This is a genomic window from Sporosarcina sp. P16b, from assembly GCF_002743065.1.
GTDB lineage: Bacteria > Bacillota > Bacilli > Bacillales_A > Planococcaceae > Sporosarcina.
Map to the genome: position 1 here is coordinate 40,316 of NZ_PDYO01000008.1, position 15,963 is coordinate 56,278.

Annotated in this window: 13 protein-coding genes; 7 read left to right on the forward strand and 6 right to left on the reverse strand. The window is 41.6% G+C overall.

What is annotated here, in order from left to right; genetic code table 11:
• Positions 1 to 33 precede the first annotated feature (33 nt).
• Entirely contained in the window at positions 34 to 1,695 is a 1,662-nt protein-coding gene (locus CSV77_RS10745; protein ID WP_099673419.1) for a BCCT family transporter, read from the forward strand.
• Positions 1,696 to 2,132: 437 nt separating this feature from the next.
• Here CSV77_RS10745 and yedF read toward each other — a convergent pair whose 3' ends face one another.
• Both yedF and yedE read right to left on the reverse strand, forming a co-directional pair.
• Positions 2,133 to 2,372 carry a sulfurtransferase-like selenium metabolism protein YedF gene (gene yedF, locus CSV77_RS10750; RefSeq protein WP_099673420.1) on the reverse strand — a complete coding sequence of 80 codons (240 nt, stop codon included), beginning with the start codon at positions 2,370 to 2,372 and terminating at the stop codon, positions 2,133 to 2,135.
• The gene (gene yedE / locus CSV77_RS10755; protein WP_099673421.1) at positions 2,362 to 3,570 is read right to left on the reverse strand and encodes a selenium metabolism membrane protein YedE/FdhT; all 1,209 of its coding nucleotides are present in this window, start codon (positions 3,568 to 3,570) and stop codon (positions 2,362 to 2,364) included. The genes yedF and yedE overlap by 11 nt, the downstream gene beginning before the upstream one ends.
• Before the next feature lie 427 nt (positions 3,571 to 3,997).
• Here yedE and CSV77_RS10760 point away from each other — a divergent pair, with 427 nt between their 5' ends.
• Positions 3,998 to 5,512, forward strand: coding sequence for a BCCT family transporter (locus CSV77_RS10760; protein WP_233212224.1), 1,515 nt, complete (start codon positions 3,998 to 4,000; stop codon positions 5,510 to 5,512).
• A gap of 111 nt (positions 5,513 to 5,623) precedes the next feature.
• Here the strand turns inward: CSV77_RS10760 and CSV77_RS10765 are convergent, their stop codons facing one another.
• From CSV77_RS10765 to CSV77_RS10780, 4 genes are all read right to left on the reverse strand, one after another.
• Positions 5,624 to 6,193 (reverse strand): nitroreductase family protein, encoded by a 570-nt coding sequence (locus CSV77_RS10765; RefSeq protein WP_099673423.1) that lies wholly within the window; start codon positions 6,191 to 6,193, stop codon positions 5,624 to 5,626.
• Between the two features lie 117 nt (positions 6,194 to 6,310).
• On the reverse strand, positions 6,311 to 7,843 hold the full coding sequence (locus CSV77_RS10770) for an AbgT family transporter (protein ID WP_099673424.1): 1,533 nt from the start codon (positions 7,841 to 7,843) through the stop codon (positions 6,311 to 6,313).
• A 315-nt stretch (positions 7,844 to 8,158) separates the two neighbouring features.
• Complete coding sequence (locus CSV77_RS10775) at positions 8,159 to 9,001, reverse strand: YitT family protein (protein WP_099632023.1); 843 nt, start codon at positions 8,999 to 9,001, stop codon at positions 8,159 to 8,161.
• A 68-nt stretch (positions 9,002 to 9,069) separates the two neighbouring features.
• A complete protein-coding gene (locus tag CSV77_RS10780; protein WP_099673425.1) occupies positions 9,070 to 9,504 on the reverse strand; it encodes a hypothetical protein in 435 nt (144 codons plus the stop codon).
• Positions 9,505 to 9,636: 132 nt separating this feature from the next.
• Between CSV77_RS10780 and CSV77_RS10785 the strand changes: the two genes are divergently transcribed.
• The 5 genes from CSV77_RS10785 (at position 9,637) to proS (ending at position 15,828) form a co-directional block, all read left to right on the forward strand.
• Positions 9,637 to 10,542, forward strand: a complete 906-nt coding sequence (locus CSV77_RS10785) for a DMT family transporter (protein ID WP_099673426.1) — start codon at positions 9,637 to 9,639, stop codon at positions 10,540 to 10,542.
• Between the two features lie 155 nt (positions 10,543 to 10,697).
• Complete coding sequence (locus CSV77_RS10790; RefSeq protein WP_099673427.1) at positions 10,698 to 11,972, forward strand: sensor histidine kinase; 1,275 nt, start codon at positions 10,698 to 10,700, stop codon at positions 11,970 to 11,972.
• Positions 11,969 to 12,844: a response regulator gene (locus CSV77_RS10795; RefSeq protein ID WP_099632019.1), complete on the forward strand. Its 876-nt coding sequence runs from the start codon at positions 11,969 to 11,971 to the stop codon at positions 12,842 to 12,844. Before CSV77_RS10790 ends, CSV77_RS10795 begins: the two co-directional genes overlap by 4 nt.
• Before the next feature lie 98 nt (positions 12,845 to 12,942).
• On the forward strand, positions 12,943 to 14,232 hold the full coding sequence (locus CSV77_RS10800) for a cation:dicarboxylate symporter family transporter (RefSeq protein ID WP_099673428.1): 1,290 nt from the start codon (positions 12,943 to 12,945) through the stop codon (positions 14,230 to 14,232).
• Positions 14,233 to 14,391: 159 nt separating this feature from the next.
• Entirely contained in the window at positions 14,392 to 15,828 is a 1,437-nt protein-coding gene (gene proS, locus CSV77_RS10805) for a proline--tRNA ligase (RefSeq protein WP_099673429.1), read from the forward strand.
• Positions 15,829 to 15,963 lie beyond the last annotated feature (135 nt).

Below are 15,963 nucleotides of genomic sequence, written 5' to 3' on the forward strand. Positions count from 1 at the left end.
ACACAAGTGGGTCTTTGAAATAGGAGCGGTAATATGAGAGATAAAAAAACAGTGTTTTATTCTTCATTGGCTGTTAGCTTAGTTTTAATAAGTATCGGTATTTTTGCGCCGAAGCAGCTAGAAAACTTCTCAAATTCCTCACTTAGTTTCATCTATAATAATCTAGGTTGGTTCATTTTGGGAAGCGTTTTCATTTTCTTCGTTTTTTGTATTTATATCGGGATGTCCAAATTCGGTCATATCCGGTTGGGAGATGATGATGATCGGCCGGAATATAAGACGGCCACTTGGATCGGTATGCTATTTAGTGCTTCTATAGGAATCAGCCTGGTCTTCTGGGGAGTTGCAGAACCGGTTTCCTACTACATAGACCCTCCGTTTGGAACGGGTTATTCGGAAGAATCTGCAAAAACGGCAATGCAATTCGTTTTCCTGCATTGGGGTGTTTCGGCATGGGCCTGCTATGCGTTGGTCGGTGTATCATTAGCTTTTTTCCAGTACCGGAAAAAACTACCCGCTTCTTTAAGTTCTGTCTTTTATCCGTTGGTCGGCGATAAAATTCGAGGAACTTTCGGCAAAACTATCGACGTCATCGTCATCCTATCCATCGTCATTGGGATTGCGACTTCGCTCGGCTTCGGAACATTGCAAGTCAATAGCGGCATGAATTATCTCTGGGACGTGCCGATCGGTATTTCCACACAAGCGATCATCATCATAGTCGTTAGCATTATTTACGTGGCATCGACAGTTTCCGGTCTTCAAGGGGCTATGAAGCATCTATCCAACTTGAATATGTTACTGGCGTTCGTTTTATTGGGGTTGGTGCTTCTCTTGGGTCCGACACAGATGATTATGAAAATCTTCTTCCAAGGAATAGGTGATTATGCGCAGAACTTCATCAGCATGTCATTCCGTACGGATCCATATGGGGATGGTTCGTGGATTTCAAGTTGGACGTTGTTCTATTTCGGCTGGTGGATTGCATGGGCTCCGTTAGTCGGCAGCTTTGTAGGCAGGATTTCAAAAGGCAGAACGATAAAGGAATTTATGTTCGGTGCGATTTTTATCCCAGTATTGGGATCTTTCATTTGGTTTTCGGCCATGGGTGGCTCGGCGATTACGTTCATCCAGAATGCAGGCGCGACTGCACTTGCAACCGCGGTGGAATCAGATGTTACTTCAGCACTGTTTCAGTTTTTTGAATACTTGCCAATGACAGTATTTTTGAGTATTTTAGCCATGGTGCTAGTCCTAGTTTTCTTTATCACTTCCGCAAACTCAGCAGTATTTGTACTTGGTATGATCAGTGAAAGTGGGAATCCGAATCCATCACATCTGACGAAGATCGTATGGGGAGTGATCATCGCAGCTATCTCTATCGTGTTGATCATGACAGGTGGCTTAGCAGGGCTGCAATCTGCACTCGTTGCCACAGCTATTCCAATCGCAGTCATGATGCTCTTCATGTGCTACTCAACATTTATTGGGTTAAAAGAAGAGGCTGCAATCATTTCTGGAGAAAAAGCGAAGGAGAAGGCGGAACCTTCTGAACCGGGGAAACCGGAACTTTCTAAACCAGTAAAGTCCGGTCTTTCTAAACCGATAAAGCCGGTAGAGACGAAGAAAGAACCAGCACTTTTGGCAGACGTGGAAGGGACACGGGAAGAGGAAATGGTAGTCACGAGTAAATAATTTCTCTAAAAAACAATGGGTGAGCCATAAATGTTGTAAGCAGTAACATCGATTGATAAAGTAAGAGATTAAATGAAAAGGGCTGTTCCGGGTATTCAATACAAGGAACAGCCCTACTTCTGTTGCTTGGGGATCAAGGATAGTTATCGGACATAGCAGCGGTTATTACTGCATTGTCTCTGGTCTTCATCATCTTATCAATGATGGCTTCGTTTATAAAATGGGTGTGTCAGTATGTAAAAAGATGGAATCCATATTTATGAAGGGATACCTTATGACGAACTGGAAGAACAGATGGTGGAGATCACAATTGAAAAAGGAACAAGGAATAAAAAGACGACTACTGTCATGGAGAAAGAAAACTTGATTTAGACGTGCGGTTTTCAGTTTTAAGAATGTAAAAGGCAACTTCCCTTTCAGAGGAAGCTGCCTATTTTTCATGCGTAAATATGAAATATATATTCTTGTCCGTTCTTGACAGGATCTTGTGCAAATTTGTAACCGTGAGCAATTGCTTCTTCGGGTACGTTGCGGAAAGAGCCGGGGCAATCGGTGATGACTTGCAGCAACTCGCCTTTATTCAACCCTTCGAGTGTTTCTAATGTGTAAATAACAGGGTAGGGACAAGACTCACCGCGAAGGTCGAGTGTGAAGTCCGCTTCTAATTTAGCTTGCATGTACCTTCATTCCTCTCTTAACTGCTAATTTCTGATGGTAGCGTTTTTCTCCATATACTGTTAATGCATATAGCCCGCCAAGCATGAGGAGTGTGATGGAAATGGCTCCAATGGTTCCGAGTGTTTCAAGTAGATTGATTTTCGCGCCATTCTTAACTAATACATTATAAACACCGAGGTGATCCCATGCGTAGGCAAGGAACGTAGCACCGATAATATTGCCCAAAAATACCGGCAAAAATAATAATTGACCTTCCATCAAGCGATACATCATACCTGTTTCACAGCCTGATGCCATAACAATACCAAGTCCGAATAATGCGCCGCCGACAAACGTGCTAAGTGCCGCAATTTGTGTGATCGGTGTTACATCATAAATAGAAATGACAATGATCGTCAAAATAGAACTGACGGACATTCCGAGAATAATCGCTTTTGCCATGACACTGCGTCCAACGAGAAATAAATCACGGAATGCAGAAGTAAAACAAATTTGTCCGCGTTCGATTAGAATACCAAATGCGAGACCAAACAGTGCGCCTAAACCAAGCAATTTTTGTCCTGACGCGAAGAAGTATATAATGAGTCCGATATAAAGTACGGCGATCCCTCCGCCGACGTACGGTTGGATAATACGTTTGTTAAGTCGTGTAGGCTTTGCACTCCCTCGAGTCAACGAAGGCTTGCCTTTCCACCAGCGTGTTTTAGTCAGTTTAGCACCGAAGAATGTACCTATACCTGTCGCCACAATGAAGATCCAAGAATGGAAAGAAAATTGCGGAACGCCTGTGAAGAAAGCAGCCAAGTTACAACCGAGTGCCAAACGAGCACCAAATCCTGCGATGATTCCACCAATTAACCCCTGAACATAGCGTCGCTTTTGCTGTGGAAGACGGATCTTGAAGCTATTACTGAGCAACACCATAATGAGCGCGCCTACAAACATCCCCCAGACAATCCAGCCATCCGGTCTATTCCACGTTGCTCCTTGTAGATGTACCATATCAAAGTATTGCCAGTCTGAAATATCTACTCCGAATAACAATAAAATATCGCCACCAAGCCGAGTAAATTCACCGGTAACTGCCCAAACAGTTGATGTTAAACCGAAATATAGTGCACTCAGAATACCCGCCATCAATAAGACAAGATAGGGATTCCAATAGCGTTGAAAAATAGATTGTATGCTTGATTTCATATGATAGCCCCTTAAAAAGTTCTTTTTCTAGTGTAAACCTAAATGACGAGAAATCAAGTGCAATATAAATAAAGTTCATACAAAAACTCGGCATACTAGACATCGGGTATTCGATTAAAAGTCATGATGTGTAGAATATGTACTTCACTTTAAGTAAATAGAAATAAAGGTTATTAACAGATTAATTTGATATATATGTTAAGTTGACAATTTTAAAACAAGGTTATAGTCTGTAACGTAGGTTCTTTTGAGGTAGAGCATAACAAGAAATTGAATGTGTCTGGAATGATGAAATCTACTATAGCACGGGAACTTTTTTCTTTATTACGTTCCGATACTTGAACTAACAATCACTAGATTATGACAGGTAAAGAGGGCTTTAGAAATAGAATGGAGTGGAAGTATAATAGAAGAGTATTGGCAGTTCATACGTAGAAAGATTGATTGGCCGGTGTTTGTATGTAGTGGAGGGGTATTGTTGGCGTTTGTATTGTTTTCACTTTTTGAAGTGGAAGCGGTAAATGCATTTGTAAATAAGGGATTTGAATTATCTATTCGCTATTTCGGGGTATATTGGCAATTCCTAATGATTGCGACATTTGTAGTCGGAGCAGTTTTAGCCATATCAAAGTACGGAAAAGTACGTTTAGGAGATTCCCCAAAACCTGAAATGAGTTATTTTAAGTGGGTGGCCGTTATTTTGACTACCGGACTTGGAGCAGGTGGAGTTTTTTGGGCAGCAGCAGAGCCTATGTATTACTTTTTGGACGTTCCTCCGATGCATAAAGGAATCACAGAAGGAACAGAAGAAGCAATTGGACCTGCGCTTGCCCAAAGTTATATGTCATGGGGGTTTACTGCATGGTCAGTGTATGGAGCGATCAGTGCGATCATCCTCATTTATGCGCATAAACATAAAGGAATGCCTTTGAAACCACGCACTCTTCTTTACCCTATTTTGAAAGAAAAAATCCTGACAAGTAAATGGGGCACAGCAGCAGATGTGTTTTGTATAATCGGGGCAGCAGCGGGAACAATTGGTCCGATCGGCTTTCTAGGTTTACAAGTCAGCTATGGACTCAGTTCTATTTTCGGAATCACCGATCAATTTACTATACAGCTCGCAGTCATCGCTATTTTGACTGGAGTTGTTCTGATATCTACACTTACGGGCATCAATAGAGGGATACAATTTTTAAGTAAGCTGAATGTCAATATGGTAGCTGTGATTGCTGTATTTCTATTGTTGTTCGGGCCGGGATTATTCATCGTCAATTCTTTCCTGACCTCTTATGGAACATACGTCAGTGAATTTATTACTATCAGTACGTTTCGCGGAGACAATGCGTGGCTTGGTTCATGGATGTTATTTTTCTTCGGTTGGTTTATCGGATTTGGACCGTTAGTGGCGCTATTCGTAGCCAGGATCTCTAATGGAAGGAAGATCAGAGAGATATTTGTTGTAGTAGCCATTATTGCACCAGTTGTAGCCAATCTTTGGTTCACAATCCTCGGAGGTAGCGGTATATTCTATGAGCTGAAAAATGCGGGGTCAGTGAGTGAACCGTTAACTGAAGGCGGCTTGCCTAGTGCAATTATTGCAATAGCAGAGCAGATGCCGCTTGGAACTATCATGCCATCCGTTTTCTTGATACTGACCACTTTGTTTGTGGTAACTACGGTGGATTCAATGTCTTACTCGATATCCATGGCCGTAACAGGTGTGGGCAATCCACCAAAATCAGTTCGTGTATTTTGGGTTATGATCATGGCAACAATTGCTACGATACTTATAAAGATTGGCGGGGGTGGAATTGGGGCCTTACAATCCTTTGTAGTCATCGCAGCTGTCCCAGTATCCATTCTATTACTTCCTGTTATCTGGTATGCTCCTAAGGTAGCCAAAGAGCTAGCGGTCGAGCAAGGAATAGTCAAAAAGTAAATACTATATGTACTAAACTGGATTTCGATGAATGAATAAATGAGCCCCTCATTTCTTGCTTGCTGTTCACGGACAAGCAGGCAATGAGGGGCATTGCTATTTTATTGGAAATCATTCATTGATAATTATAAGTAACTCCTCTATATTCTTCCTTTCCTCAGCTTTAGGAATATGTGCAGGATAACCAATCATCAATGTCCCAACAATTTTTTCATCAGGTGCTACATCGATTGCGTTTTTAAATACTGGATCATGCGTCCAATCATTGGTACGCCAGATCATCCCAATACCGCGTTCCCATGCGGCGAGCTGGAAGTTTTGAATCATTGCGGAAATTGCAGCATAGTCTTCATCCCAGCGTTTTTTACGGGAGTCTTCTGGCATGATGGCGACTAAGTGAAGGGGAATGTCGCGGAAATATGCTGCTTTGTTCTTAGCTTTATCTGGTAAGGCACCGTCTAGTTCTTGTGAAGCCAGAAACGCTTCCACGAATTTTTCCTTGCCAGCGTCTGTGTATAACTGAAAACGCCAAGGTTGAGTCAATTTATGGTTAGGTGCCCACTTCGCAACATTCAATAATTCAATCACTTCATCTATATCAACCGGATCTTTTTTAAACTTCTTAATAGAGCGTCTGCTCATGATTGATTTTTCTACATCGTTTTTTCCTTCGTAGCCCATAATGTAAAACTCCTTTACTTAAATAGAATCACTCTAAATGAAAACTATTATCAACTACTATCGTATCATAAAAAAACCCGAAAGAGCAAAGAATGCTCTTTCGGGGTACTGATCGTCTTATTTCAAGTAATAAATAGGGGAGCCAGGTCCAAGATCAATTCCTAGCAACATCCAAATAATTAACGTGGCGCTCCAGAATAGTAAGAAGAACATGGAATAAGGGAACATAACGGAAACGAGCGTTCCAATCCCCATTTTCTTATCGTACTTCTGCGCAAACGCAATAATGATCGCAAAATAGGTCATGAGTGGTGAAATAATATTAGTTGAAGAATCTGCCACACGATATGCCATTTGCGTCAGTTCAGGGGAATAGCCGAGCTGCATCATAATCGGTACGAAGACTGGTGCCATCATGGCCCATTTTGCAGATGCACTACCGATGAACAAGTTGATGAACGCTGCAATTAGGATGAACATCAGTAACAATGGAATTCCCGTTAAATTAATGCTGTCAAGGAAGTTTGCGCCGTAAACACCTAACACTAAGCCCATGTTTGACTCTGAGAAAAAGGCAACAAACTGACTTGCCGTGAATGACAAGACGATAAACATTCCCATTGCAGACATCGTCGTGGACATCATAGCGGCTACGTCTTTGTCATTACGAATCAGTTTCGTTACTCTACCGTAGACAAGACCCGGTACAAAGAACAGGAATGCAATAATCGGCACGAGCGATTTCATGAATGGTGATTTGATGATTGGCATATCCGCTTCATCCCCACGCAATGGAGCACCCGGGAATACGACAAGAAGGGCAACCAATGCTCCTGCAACAACGACAGAAACACCTGCTAAAATCAACCCTTTCTTTTCAAGACGAGTCAGCTTTTTAACTTTCTCACGGAATTCACCATTATATTCGCCAAGACGTGGTTCTACGATTTTTTCTGTGACCCACGCACCAACGATAGTCAGAACGATAACAGAAAATGCGATGAAGTAGTAGTTCATGGCAATATTCATACCTTCTGCGTATTCAGGATTGATGATTGCTGCTGACATGATCGTCAATTCGCCAAGTAATGCATCGGTACCAGAAAGTAACAAGTTTGCACTGAATCCACCGGAAACCCCGGCAAAGGCAGCTGCTAGACCCGCAAGAGGGTGTCTACCAAGTGCTGCGAACAATACCGCACCTAGTGGAGGCAAGACAACATAGCCCGCGTCAGACGCTACACTCGACAAAACACCTGCAAATACTAGTCCAAGCGTGATCATTCGTTTTGGAACAGACATTACAAAGCCGCGAAGTAAAGCACTGATCAAACCTGAACCTTCCGCAACACCAATACCAAGCATCGTGATGAGTACAACACCAAGCGGAGCGAAACCGATAAAGTTATCGGTCATATTCGTAATGATGTAAAGAATACCTTCACTACTCAGTAAATTATTTACTTCAATCATTTCGCCTTCTTTACCCGGATGTTCAGCACTTACGCCGAAGTAAGAGACAACTGCCGAGATGACGACTACCAATAAAGCCAAAACAGCAAATAATGTAACCGGATGTGGCAATCGGTTACCAGTTTTCTCGATCATATCCAAAAACTTCTGGAAAAATCCTTTTTTCTGTTGATCCATGATAATTTCCTCCCACTTAAAAAAACACTATTCAATCTATCACAAAAAGGTATAAATTTTTTAGACAGTATCAAGTATATAGAAGAACTCTGTTGAGTGAAATGCTTTATTGAAATAATTAAATTGGAAGATAGTTGCGACTCTTGCGAGGAGGTTGAATAGTCTAAAACAAAAAGAAACCTACCGAATAATAGGCAGGCAGGGGCTGATTAATTATTATAACTTTACATAGAATACATTTCACGTTGATTAAAATCCTTTGGCAGCAAGTAAAATGACTGCGAAATTGCCTCTCTTATAGACTGTGAGAACAATTTATTTTGGTCGCCTTTCCTTGAATCCACGCTTAAAAACCTCTTGTACATTATTGATTGTGACATATGCATCTTCGTCTACTTTCTCTAAAATACGTCGCAATTGAACAATTTCCGTCTGGTTAATAATAATATATAAAATTGCTTGTCTCTCGAGCGTATAGCCGCCGCGTCCATCGAGAATCGTGACACCTCTGCCCATTGTAGTGAGCAATTCTTGGCGAATGTCTTCTTGGTGTTTCGAAATAATCATCACGGCTTTACGATCATCTGCACCGTCGACGATTTTATCGATCACTTTTGCACCCACGTAGACAGCAACGAGTGTGAACATTGCTTTTTCTTTACCGATAACAAAAGCTGACAATAAAATGACGGAAATATCAATGACGAGCATCGCTTTCCCAACGCTCCATCCGAGCCACTGCTGAAGCATCCGTGCCACTGTTGTCGCACCTCCGGAAGTACCGCCAACACGAAAGATCATTCCGAGACCACCACCAACAAATAAACCGGCAAACAACGCAGCCAGTAATGTGTCACTGCCTAACTGTTCTCCCCAATTCTTCGTAAGCTCAAGGAAAACGGACGAGAATATGATGGTGATGACCGTATAGATTATCGTCCGTTTACTGAAGAATTTGTACCCGATTGCAACGAGTGCTAAGTTGATTATGAAACTGACGAGTCCAGGAGACCATTCGAATAAATAGTATGTAATGATAGTAATCCCAATAACGCCACCTTCAGATAGCATATTCGGAATCGCAAAATAGTTAATTCCAAGTGCAAATATAAAGGATCCCAAGAGTAAAGCGGCGTAATCTACTAGTTTTCGTTGCATGCAATCCTCTCTTTCCGAAAAAAGCGACATACTATAGTATGGCGCTTCAAATGACTTCTTTGTAGTTTTTAGTCCACATCAATGAAAATTCCTTTAATAACCGGTATATCTTCATCGTTTTTCCCTACATACGTACCGTAAACGGAAACTTCAGAGCCTTCCAAAATATCCATACGTTCTCCAAGTCGAATATCTTTCACATATACGATTTCATCCGAGGATTCATCAGCGTTGCTTTGCACAGTTAATGTTCCTTCGATAACAGCCGTCACAGTTCCAAGAAACTTTACTTTGGAATTGACAGGTACTTGGTCATCAGCAAACGCAACGTATTCATGCTCTATTGTATCTGCTTTTAGCCCTTTTTCTACTTCATCGCCTGCTTGTTCTTTCGGTACTGTCTCTTCAACTGGTTCTGTTGATTCAATCGGATCTTTCGGTTCCTCATTGCTACAAGCTGCTAGTACAGCAGTAGTTATCATTATTGCGAATAGCTTTTTCAAGTAAATCGCCTCCAATAGTAATCATAAGGAACTTTTGCAAAAAAGAAAACCTTTGTCTTTGATTGTAGTCAGAAAAAGGATAGCGGGAATAGACTACATCAAAATGGTAAATACAGTGGAAAGGATGGGGGAGTGAACAAGCTATTCACGAAATCTTCCTTGGCGTTGGTAATGTTAGTAGGGATTTGGGGTGTCAGTTGGCCAATTTACAAACTATCGATTGTGTATGCACCACCACTAGTATTCTCGGGAATGCGTGCATTACTTGGCGGTTGTTTGATTGCATTGCTAATTATAAAACTACGTGACAGGTTGCAATGGCGTCAACATTGGCGGAAGTATTGTATATCGGCTCTTTTCAATACCATCCTGTTTTTTGGATTACATACAATTGGACTGCACTATTTGCCGGGCGGGTTATTCTCTGTACTTGTATATTTCCAGCCCGTTCTTCTTGGTCTATTTGCCTGGATGTGGTTGGGTGAAAGTATGACGGCAATTAAAGTAACCGGCCTGTTGATTGGGTTCATCGGAATAGTTGTAGTTAGTGTTGAACATTTCAGTAACCAGATTTCGTTGCTCGGCGTGATACTAGGTGTATTGACCGCTTTCTTTTGGGCAATTGGGGTTGCCTATGTGAAAAAAGTAAGTGAGGAAATTGATGCGTACTGGATGGTGGCGATGCAATTTACTATAGGGGGTGTCGTGCTGCTAATAGTCAGTGCCATTACAGAGAGCTGGTCTGCAATAGAGTGGCATCCTATGTATATTTTCGGACTTGGATTCGGTGCAACGATGGGTATCCCGGTTGCGTACATCATTTATTATTCACTCATTCGTGCGGGAGAGGCAAGTAAGGTGGCTGTTTTTACCTTTTTAGTTCCCGTAATTTCTGTGTTGATCAGTACAGTATTTGTCAGAGAGCCCATGACGCATACGTTGTGGGTAGGCTTGTTGCTTGTCGTTGTCAGTATCTGCTTCGTCAATTACCGCAAGAAGGTTCCTGTTACACTGATGGATATAAGTGAAAAAGGATAATGAATAGATTTGATACTATTTTCAGCCATTCGATATATTACTATAATAAATGGCTATCTAACTGTACCCGTACCGTTTAATACCAAAACTGTACATTGGTTTTTGGGTTGCTATAATACGTGTACAATTACTTATTTTATTAGGAGTAGAAACTTATGAATATAAAATTAATGTGGCGTCAATTCTATCAATCGGAAGCGGCCAGAATGGTGTTTATTGCAATCGTGACAGCCCTTACCGGTGAATTGAAAGTGATGCCGTTTGACGGAGAAATATTTCGTTTTGCGCTTGGCGGTATTTTATTCTTTTTACTGTTTCTGATCTATCCACCTGTTTCTATTTTGCGCACGGGATTTCTTACGGCAGTTACCGTAGTTGTATTTCGCGTAACGAAAGAGCTATGGCTGGGCGCTGCTTTATTTGAAAGTTTACAGATGCATGTACCGGTTTTTTTATTTTACTTTATCATCGCGGTCGGCTGGCACTTTGTTGGACTTGAAAAGTATAAATCTTTCCCACTTCGACTTGGTGCGTTGGCCTTCTTATTTGAAGTAATTAGCAACACGTCTGAGCATGCACTGCGTAACTGGTGGCTGCATAGTTCACTACTTAATAGTAAAGAATGGGGAATACTCGTAGGCGTCGCGTTATTACGTAGTTTCTTCACAGTGGGGTTATATAGTTCCGTGGCATTATCAAAAGAGAAGCAGCGTGTAGAAGAGATGCTCGGAGTAGGTTCGGAACTATATGCGGAAGCGTTATATTTGCAAAAATCCATGAATCATATAGAACAAATCACCGCGTCAAGTCATGACTTATACCGCAAGCTCAAAAAAGAGAATCAAAAGGAGCTTAGCAGCCAAGCGTTACACATCGCGCAGGAGATCCACGAAGTGAAAAAAGATTCCCAGCGTATTTTAGCAGGATTGTCAAAGTGGACAACTCGGCAACAGATAGAGGCATTTTACTTATCTGATTTACTCGACATGGTCGTCACTGCGAATGAAAAATATAGTGAAATGATTGGTAAGGAATGTGTATTGGAAACTACAATTCACGAGGACTTCCAAACGGGTCAGCACGTACCTTTACTTGCCGTGTTAAACAATTTGACAGCGAATGCGGTAGAAGCGATTGAAGAGAAAGGCCATATATTCATTACAATTGACAGTGATGAGGAATGGGTGTGTTTTAGTGTACGCGATACAGGAAAAGGGATTCCTATTGAACATGAAGACGTAATTTTTGAACCGGGTTATACAACGAAATTTACGGATCAAGGAACGGCAGCAACAGGTATCGGGTTATCGCATGTTTCCACTATTATTGACGCGATGCAAGGTACGATTGTTGTAGAACGTTTGGATAAAGGTCTGATCGTAACCGTGAAAATCCCTATGAAATCCATCATGAAGGAGATAGAAACATGAGATATTTTATCGTAGATGATGACAAAGCAAGCCGTGTGATGCTGAAAAACATCTTGACTGAGGCGGAAGGGATGGTAATTGGAGAGGCGGATAGCGGAGTAAAAGCTATTCCTCAAATCTTATCCTTGGCTCCAGACGTTGTATTGATTGATTTACTAATGCCGGAACTTGACGGAATTGAAACGATTCAACAATTGAAAACAGAAGGCTACAGCGGCCAATTCATTATGTTGAGCCAAGTCGTCAATAAAGAAATGGTTGGAGAAGCTTATCAAGTCGGGGTAGAGTTCTTCATACATAAACCAATCAATCAAATAGAAGTCCAAAGTATAGTGCGACGTACAGCAGAACAGCTCCGCCTGAAAAACTCCTTACTTACGATTCGGGAATCATTGGCACAATTCGCTTCCGTCGAGCAGCCAAAAGTACAGCAACCGGTAAAAGATATTGTACTGAAAAAGTTACACGATATGGGAATCTACAGTGACAGCGCGAGCCGCGACATCATAGCCATCATGGAAGTCTTGACTGAACAACGAGCTATTCAGCTACCGCCTTTAAAAGGATTATATGAAGATGCCTTAACTAAACTAGGTGTACCTGATCAAGACATCCAAAAGGAAAGTAAGGCAATGGAACAAAGAATTCGTCGGGCGATCCTTACTGCAATGGAACACTTAGCATCACTTGGCGCAGTGGATTATACAATCGATGAATTTGAATACTATGCACCGCGATTTTTTGATTTCCAAGAGATTAGTCTGCGAATGAAACAGATTCAAGAAGAAACTTTCGATAATAAGCCCATCAAAGTGAACAGTAAGAAGTTCTTGCATGTTTTATATATGGAGACGGTAGATAAACGAAAATAGTTTTTGTAGGATGCCGTAGAATTTTGTAGGCCCCCCGTAAGATATGAATAAGTTACTGAAAGAAAGCGTTTTCAGAGAACATTAAAGGGGGATTATCAATGAGAAAGATATTTAAATTGTCTTTAGCTTACCAAATATTGATTGGATTGGTTTTAGGTATTGCAGTCGGTGCAATCTTCTACGGTAATCCTAGCGTAGAAAGATATTTACAACCAATCGGCACGATGTTCATCAATATGATTAAAATGATCGTAGTACCTATTATTATTTCAACGTTGGTAATTGGAGTAGCAGGTACAGGTGATATTAAGAAATTAGGAAAACTTGGCGGTAAAACGCTTTTATATTTTGAAATTGTTACAACGATTGCGATTATTGTTGGTCTAATGTCAGCTAATATTTTCAAACCGGGTGAGGGCATTGATATGTCTTCTCTTGAAAAAGGTGACATTTCGCAATATGTTCAAACAACGGAAGAAGTGCAGAATGGCGGCTTCATGGATGTGTTGGTTGGCATCGTACCAAGTAATATCGTAGACTCGATGGCGAATGGTGATATGTTGCCAATCATTTTCTTCTCTGTATTATTTGGATTAGGCGTAGCGGCAATCGGAGAGCGCGGCAAACCGGTACTGGATGTCTTCCAAGGGGTCGCAGACGCGATGTTCTGGGTAACGAATATGATTATGAAATTTGCACCATTTGGTGTATTCGCGTTAATTGGTGTAACCGTATCCAAATTCGGTTTGGAATCACTCATCCCGATGGGTAAATTAATGGTTCTTGTATATGCAACGATGATATTCTTCATCATCGTCGTGTTAGGTGGAATCGCGAAGATAGTCGGCGTGAACATCTTCCACCTCATGAAAATCCTAAAGGACGAGTTAATCCTAGCGTTTTCTACGTCCAGTTCGGAAACGGTGTTACCGAAAGTGATGGAGAAAATGCAAAAGTTCGGTTGTCCAAAAGATATCGTATCTTTCGTTGTGCCGACCGGCTATTCGTTTAATCTAGACGGATCTACACTTTATCAGGCATTGGCTGCAATGTTTATTGCACAAATGTATGGAATTCAGTTGAGTATTACGGAACAAATCACATTGGTTTTGGTGTTAATGATTACGTCTAAAGGAATTGCGGGCGTACCTGGCGTTTCTTTCGTCGTGTTACTTGCAACGCTTGGAACAGTAGGCATTCCGCTTGAAGGATTGGCGTTCATCGCGGGTATCGACCGTTTGCTAGATATGGCACGTACAGTAGTTAACGTAGTCGGAAACGCACTTGCAACAGTTGTATTGTCGAAGTGGGAAGGTCGCTTTGGCGAAGAAGCTGAGAAGGTAGAACGCGAACCACAATTTGTCTTTGCAGAAGAGAAATTAGTTTAGCCGAAGGCTGTCCTCGTGAGTGAGGGCAGTTTTTTTGTGGTGTTGATGATGTCGGACAAGCATTATGACGGCATTCAATTGTAGGAATGCTTGATTTGTTATATGATTAACAGTATGGAATAACAAGAGTGCGGTTTTTACTAAGGAGGAAATGAAGTAATGAGCAATCAGCAAAATGATTTTACGAAATGGTATATCGACACAATCCAGAAAGCGGATTTAATGGATTATACACCAGTGCGCGGATGTATCGCGTTTAAACCGGACGGCTATGAAATCTGGGAGCATATTCAAGATGAAATGAATCGTCGTTTTAAAGAAACGGGTCACCGTAATGCATATTTTCCAATGCTAATTCCGGAGTCGTTTTTTGAAAAAGAAAAAGATCATATCGAAGGATTTTCTCCAGAATTGCCCTGGGTAACAGAAGCCGCGGGCGAGAAATTGGAAGAACGTTTAGCGCTACGTCCGACGTCAGAAACGATGATTGGTCATTTGTATTCCGACTGGATCAAGAGCTATCGTGATCTTCCTGTATTGATCAACCAGTGGGCAAACGTATTCCGCTGGGAGAAAAAGACGTTACCATTCATTCGGACATCAGAATTTTTATGGCAAGAAGGACATACTGCACACGTAGATGAAGAAGAAGCGCGCCATGAGACGATGCAAATGTTGGAAATCTACAAAGAAGTTGTAGAAGACCTACTTGCAATTCCTGTATATGACGGTCAGAAAACACCATCGGAGCGTTTTGCGGGTGCTATTGATACATTCTCGATTGAAGCGATGATGAAAGATGGTAAAGCAGTACAAGCCGGAACTTCACATTACCTCGGAACAAAGTTTGCGGAAGCATTTGATATCAAATACTTAACAAAAGAAAATAAGCATCAGTTCGTGCATACGACATCGTGGGGGACATCCACACGCTTGATCGGTTCTGTTATCATGGTACATGGTGACGAGCAAGGTCTTGTATTACCACCGCGCATTGCACCGACACAAGTCGTGCTGATCCCAGTGGGTCCTTGGAAGAAGAATCCTGCCATCATGGAAAAGCTAGACGAAATCTACGCTGAATTGAAATCTAAAGGCATTCGTGTTCGTTTAGACGATTCTGACCAGTCTCCAGGTTTCAAGTTTAATGAATATGAATTAAAAGGTGTTCCAGTACGTCTAGAACTAGGACCACGTGATCTTGATAACAATCAAGCATTAATGAAAGCGCGTGACGGCGGCGAGAAAGTAGCAGTTGACCTGACTGAAGCTGTAGCGAGCATCGAGCAAGAACTACAGACGATGCAGAAGCGATTGCTTGAAAATGCTCGTATGTTCCGTGACGAACATTCCCATACGAACATCGATACGCTGGATGAGTTGCAGAAGCATATTGAAGATAGTGTGACAAACGAAGTAACTCCAGGCTGGATCCTTGCAGGCTGGTGTGGAGATGACGCATGTGAAGAACATGTCAAAGATGAAACGAAGTTTACAACACGTAATATTCCATTCAACCCACCGGCAGAGAAATCCACATGTATTAATTGTGGAAATGAGTCGAAGCATACGGTTTGGTTTGCAAGAGCTTACTAATAAAGAAATTAAAAGCTGTCCCACGAAGTTTTGTGGGACAGCTTTTTTAGTGATTTAAAGTACAAATACTGTAGAGAGTGAAGTGGTGTTGTGTTGGGGATTGAAGCTCCAGTTGGCGGACGCTTTCCCATGGGC

Excerpts from the sequence above, each read along its gene's own strand:
- yedF (WP_099673420.1), bottom strand. The coding sequence starts at position 2,372 with ATGCAAGCTAAATTAGAAGCGGACTTCACACTCGACCTTCGCGGTGAG.
- CSV77_RS10790 (WP_099673427.1), top strand. The coding sequence starts at position 10,698 with ATGAATATAAAATTAATGTGGCGTCAATTCTATCAATCGGAAGCGGCC.
- proS (WP_099673429.1), top strand. The coding sequence starts at position 14,392 with ATGAGCAATCAGCAAAATGATTTTACGAAATGGTATATCGACACAATC.
- CSV77_RS10770 (WP_099673424.1), bottom strand. The coding sequence starts at position 7,843 with ATGGATCAACAGAAAAAAGGATTTTTCCAGAAGTTTTTGGATATGATC.
- CSV77_RS10775 (WP_099632023.1), bottom strand. The coding sequence starts at position 9,001 with ATGCAACGAAAACTAGTAGATTACGCCGCTTTACTCTTGGGATCCTTT.
- CSV77_RS10745 (WP_099673419.1), top strand. The coding sequence starts at position 34 with ATGAGAGATAAAAAAACAGTGTTTTATTCTTCATTGGCTGTTAGCTTA.
- CSV77_RS10800 (WP_099673428.1), top strand. The coding sequence starts at position 12,943 with ATGAGAAAGATATTTAAATTGTCTTTAGCTTACCAAATATTGATTGGA.
- yedE (WP_099673421.1), bottom strand. The coding sequence starts at position 3,570 with ATGAAATCAAGCATACAATCTATTTTTCAACGCTATTGGAATCCCTAT.
- CSV77_RS10765 (WP_099673423.1), bottom strand. The coding sequence starts at position 6,193 with ATGGGCTACGAAGGAAAAAACGATGTAGAAAAATCAATCATGAGCAGA.
- CSV77_RS10795 (WP_099632019.1), top strand. The coding sequence starts at position 11,969 with ATGAGATATTTTATCGTAGATGATGACAAAGCAAGCCGTGTGATGCTG.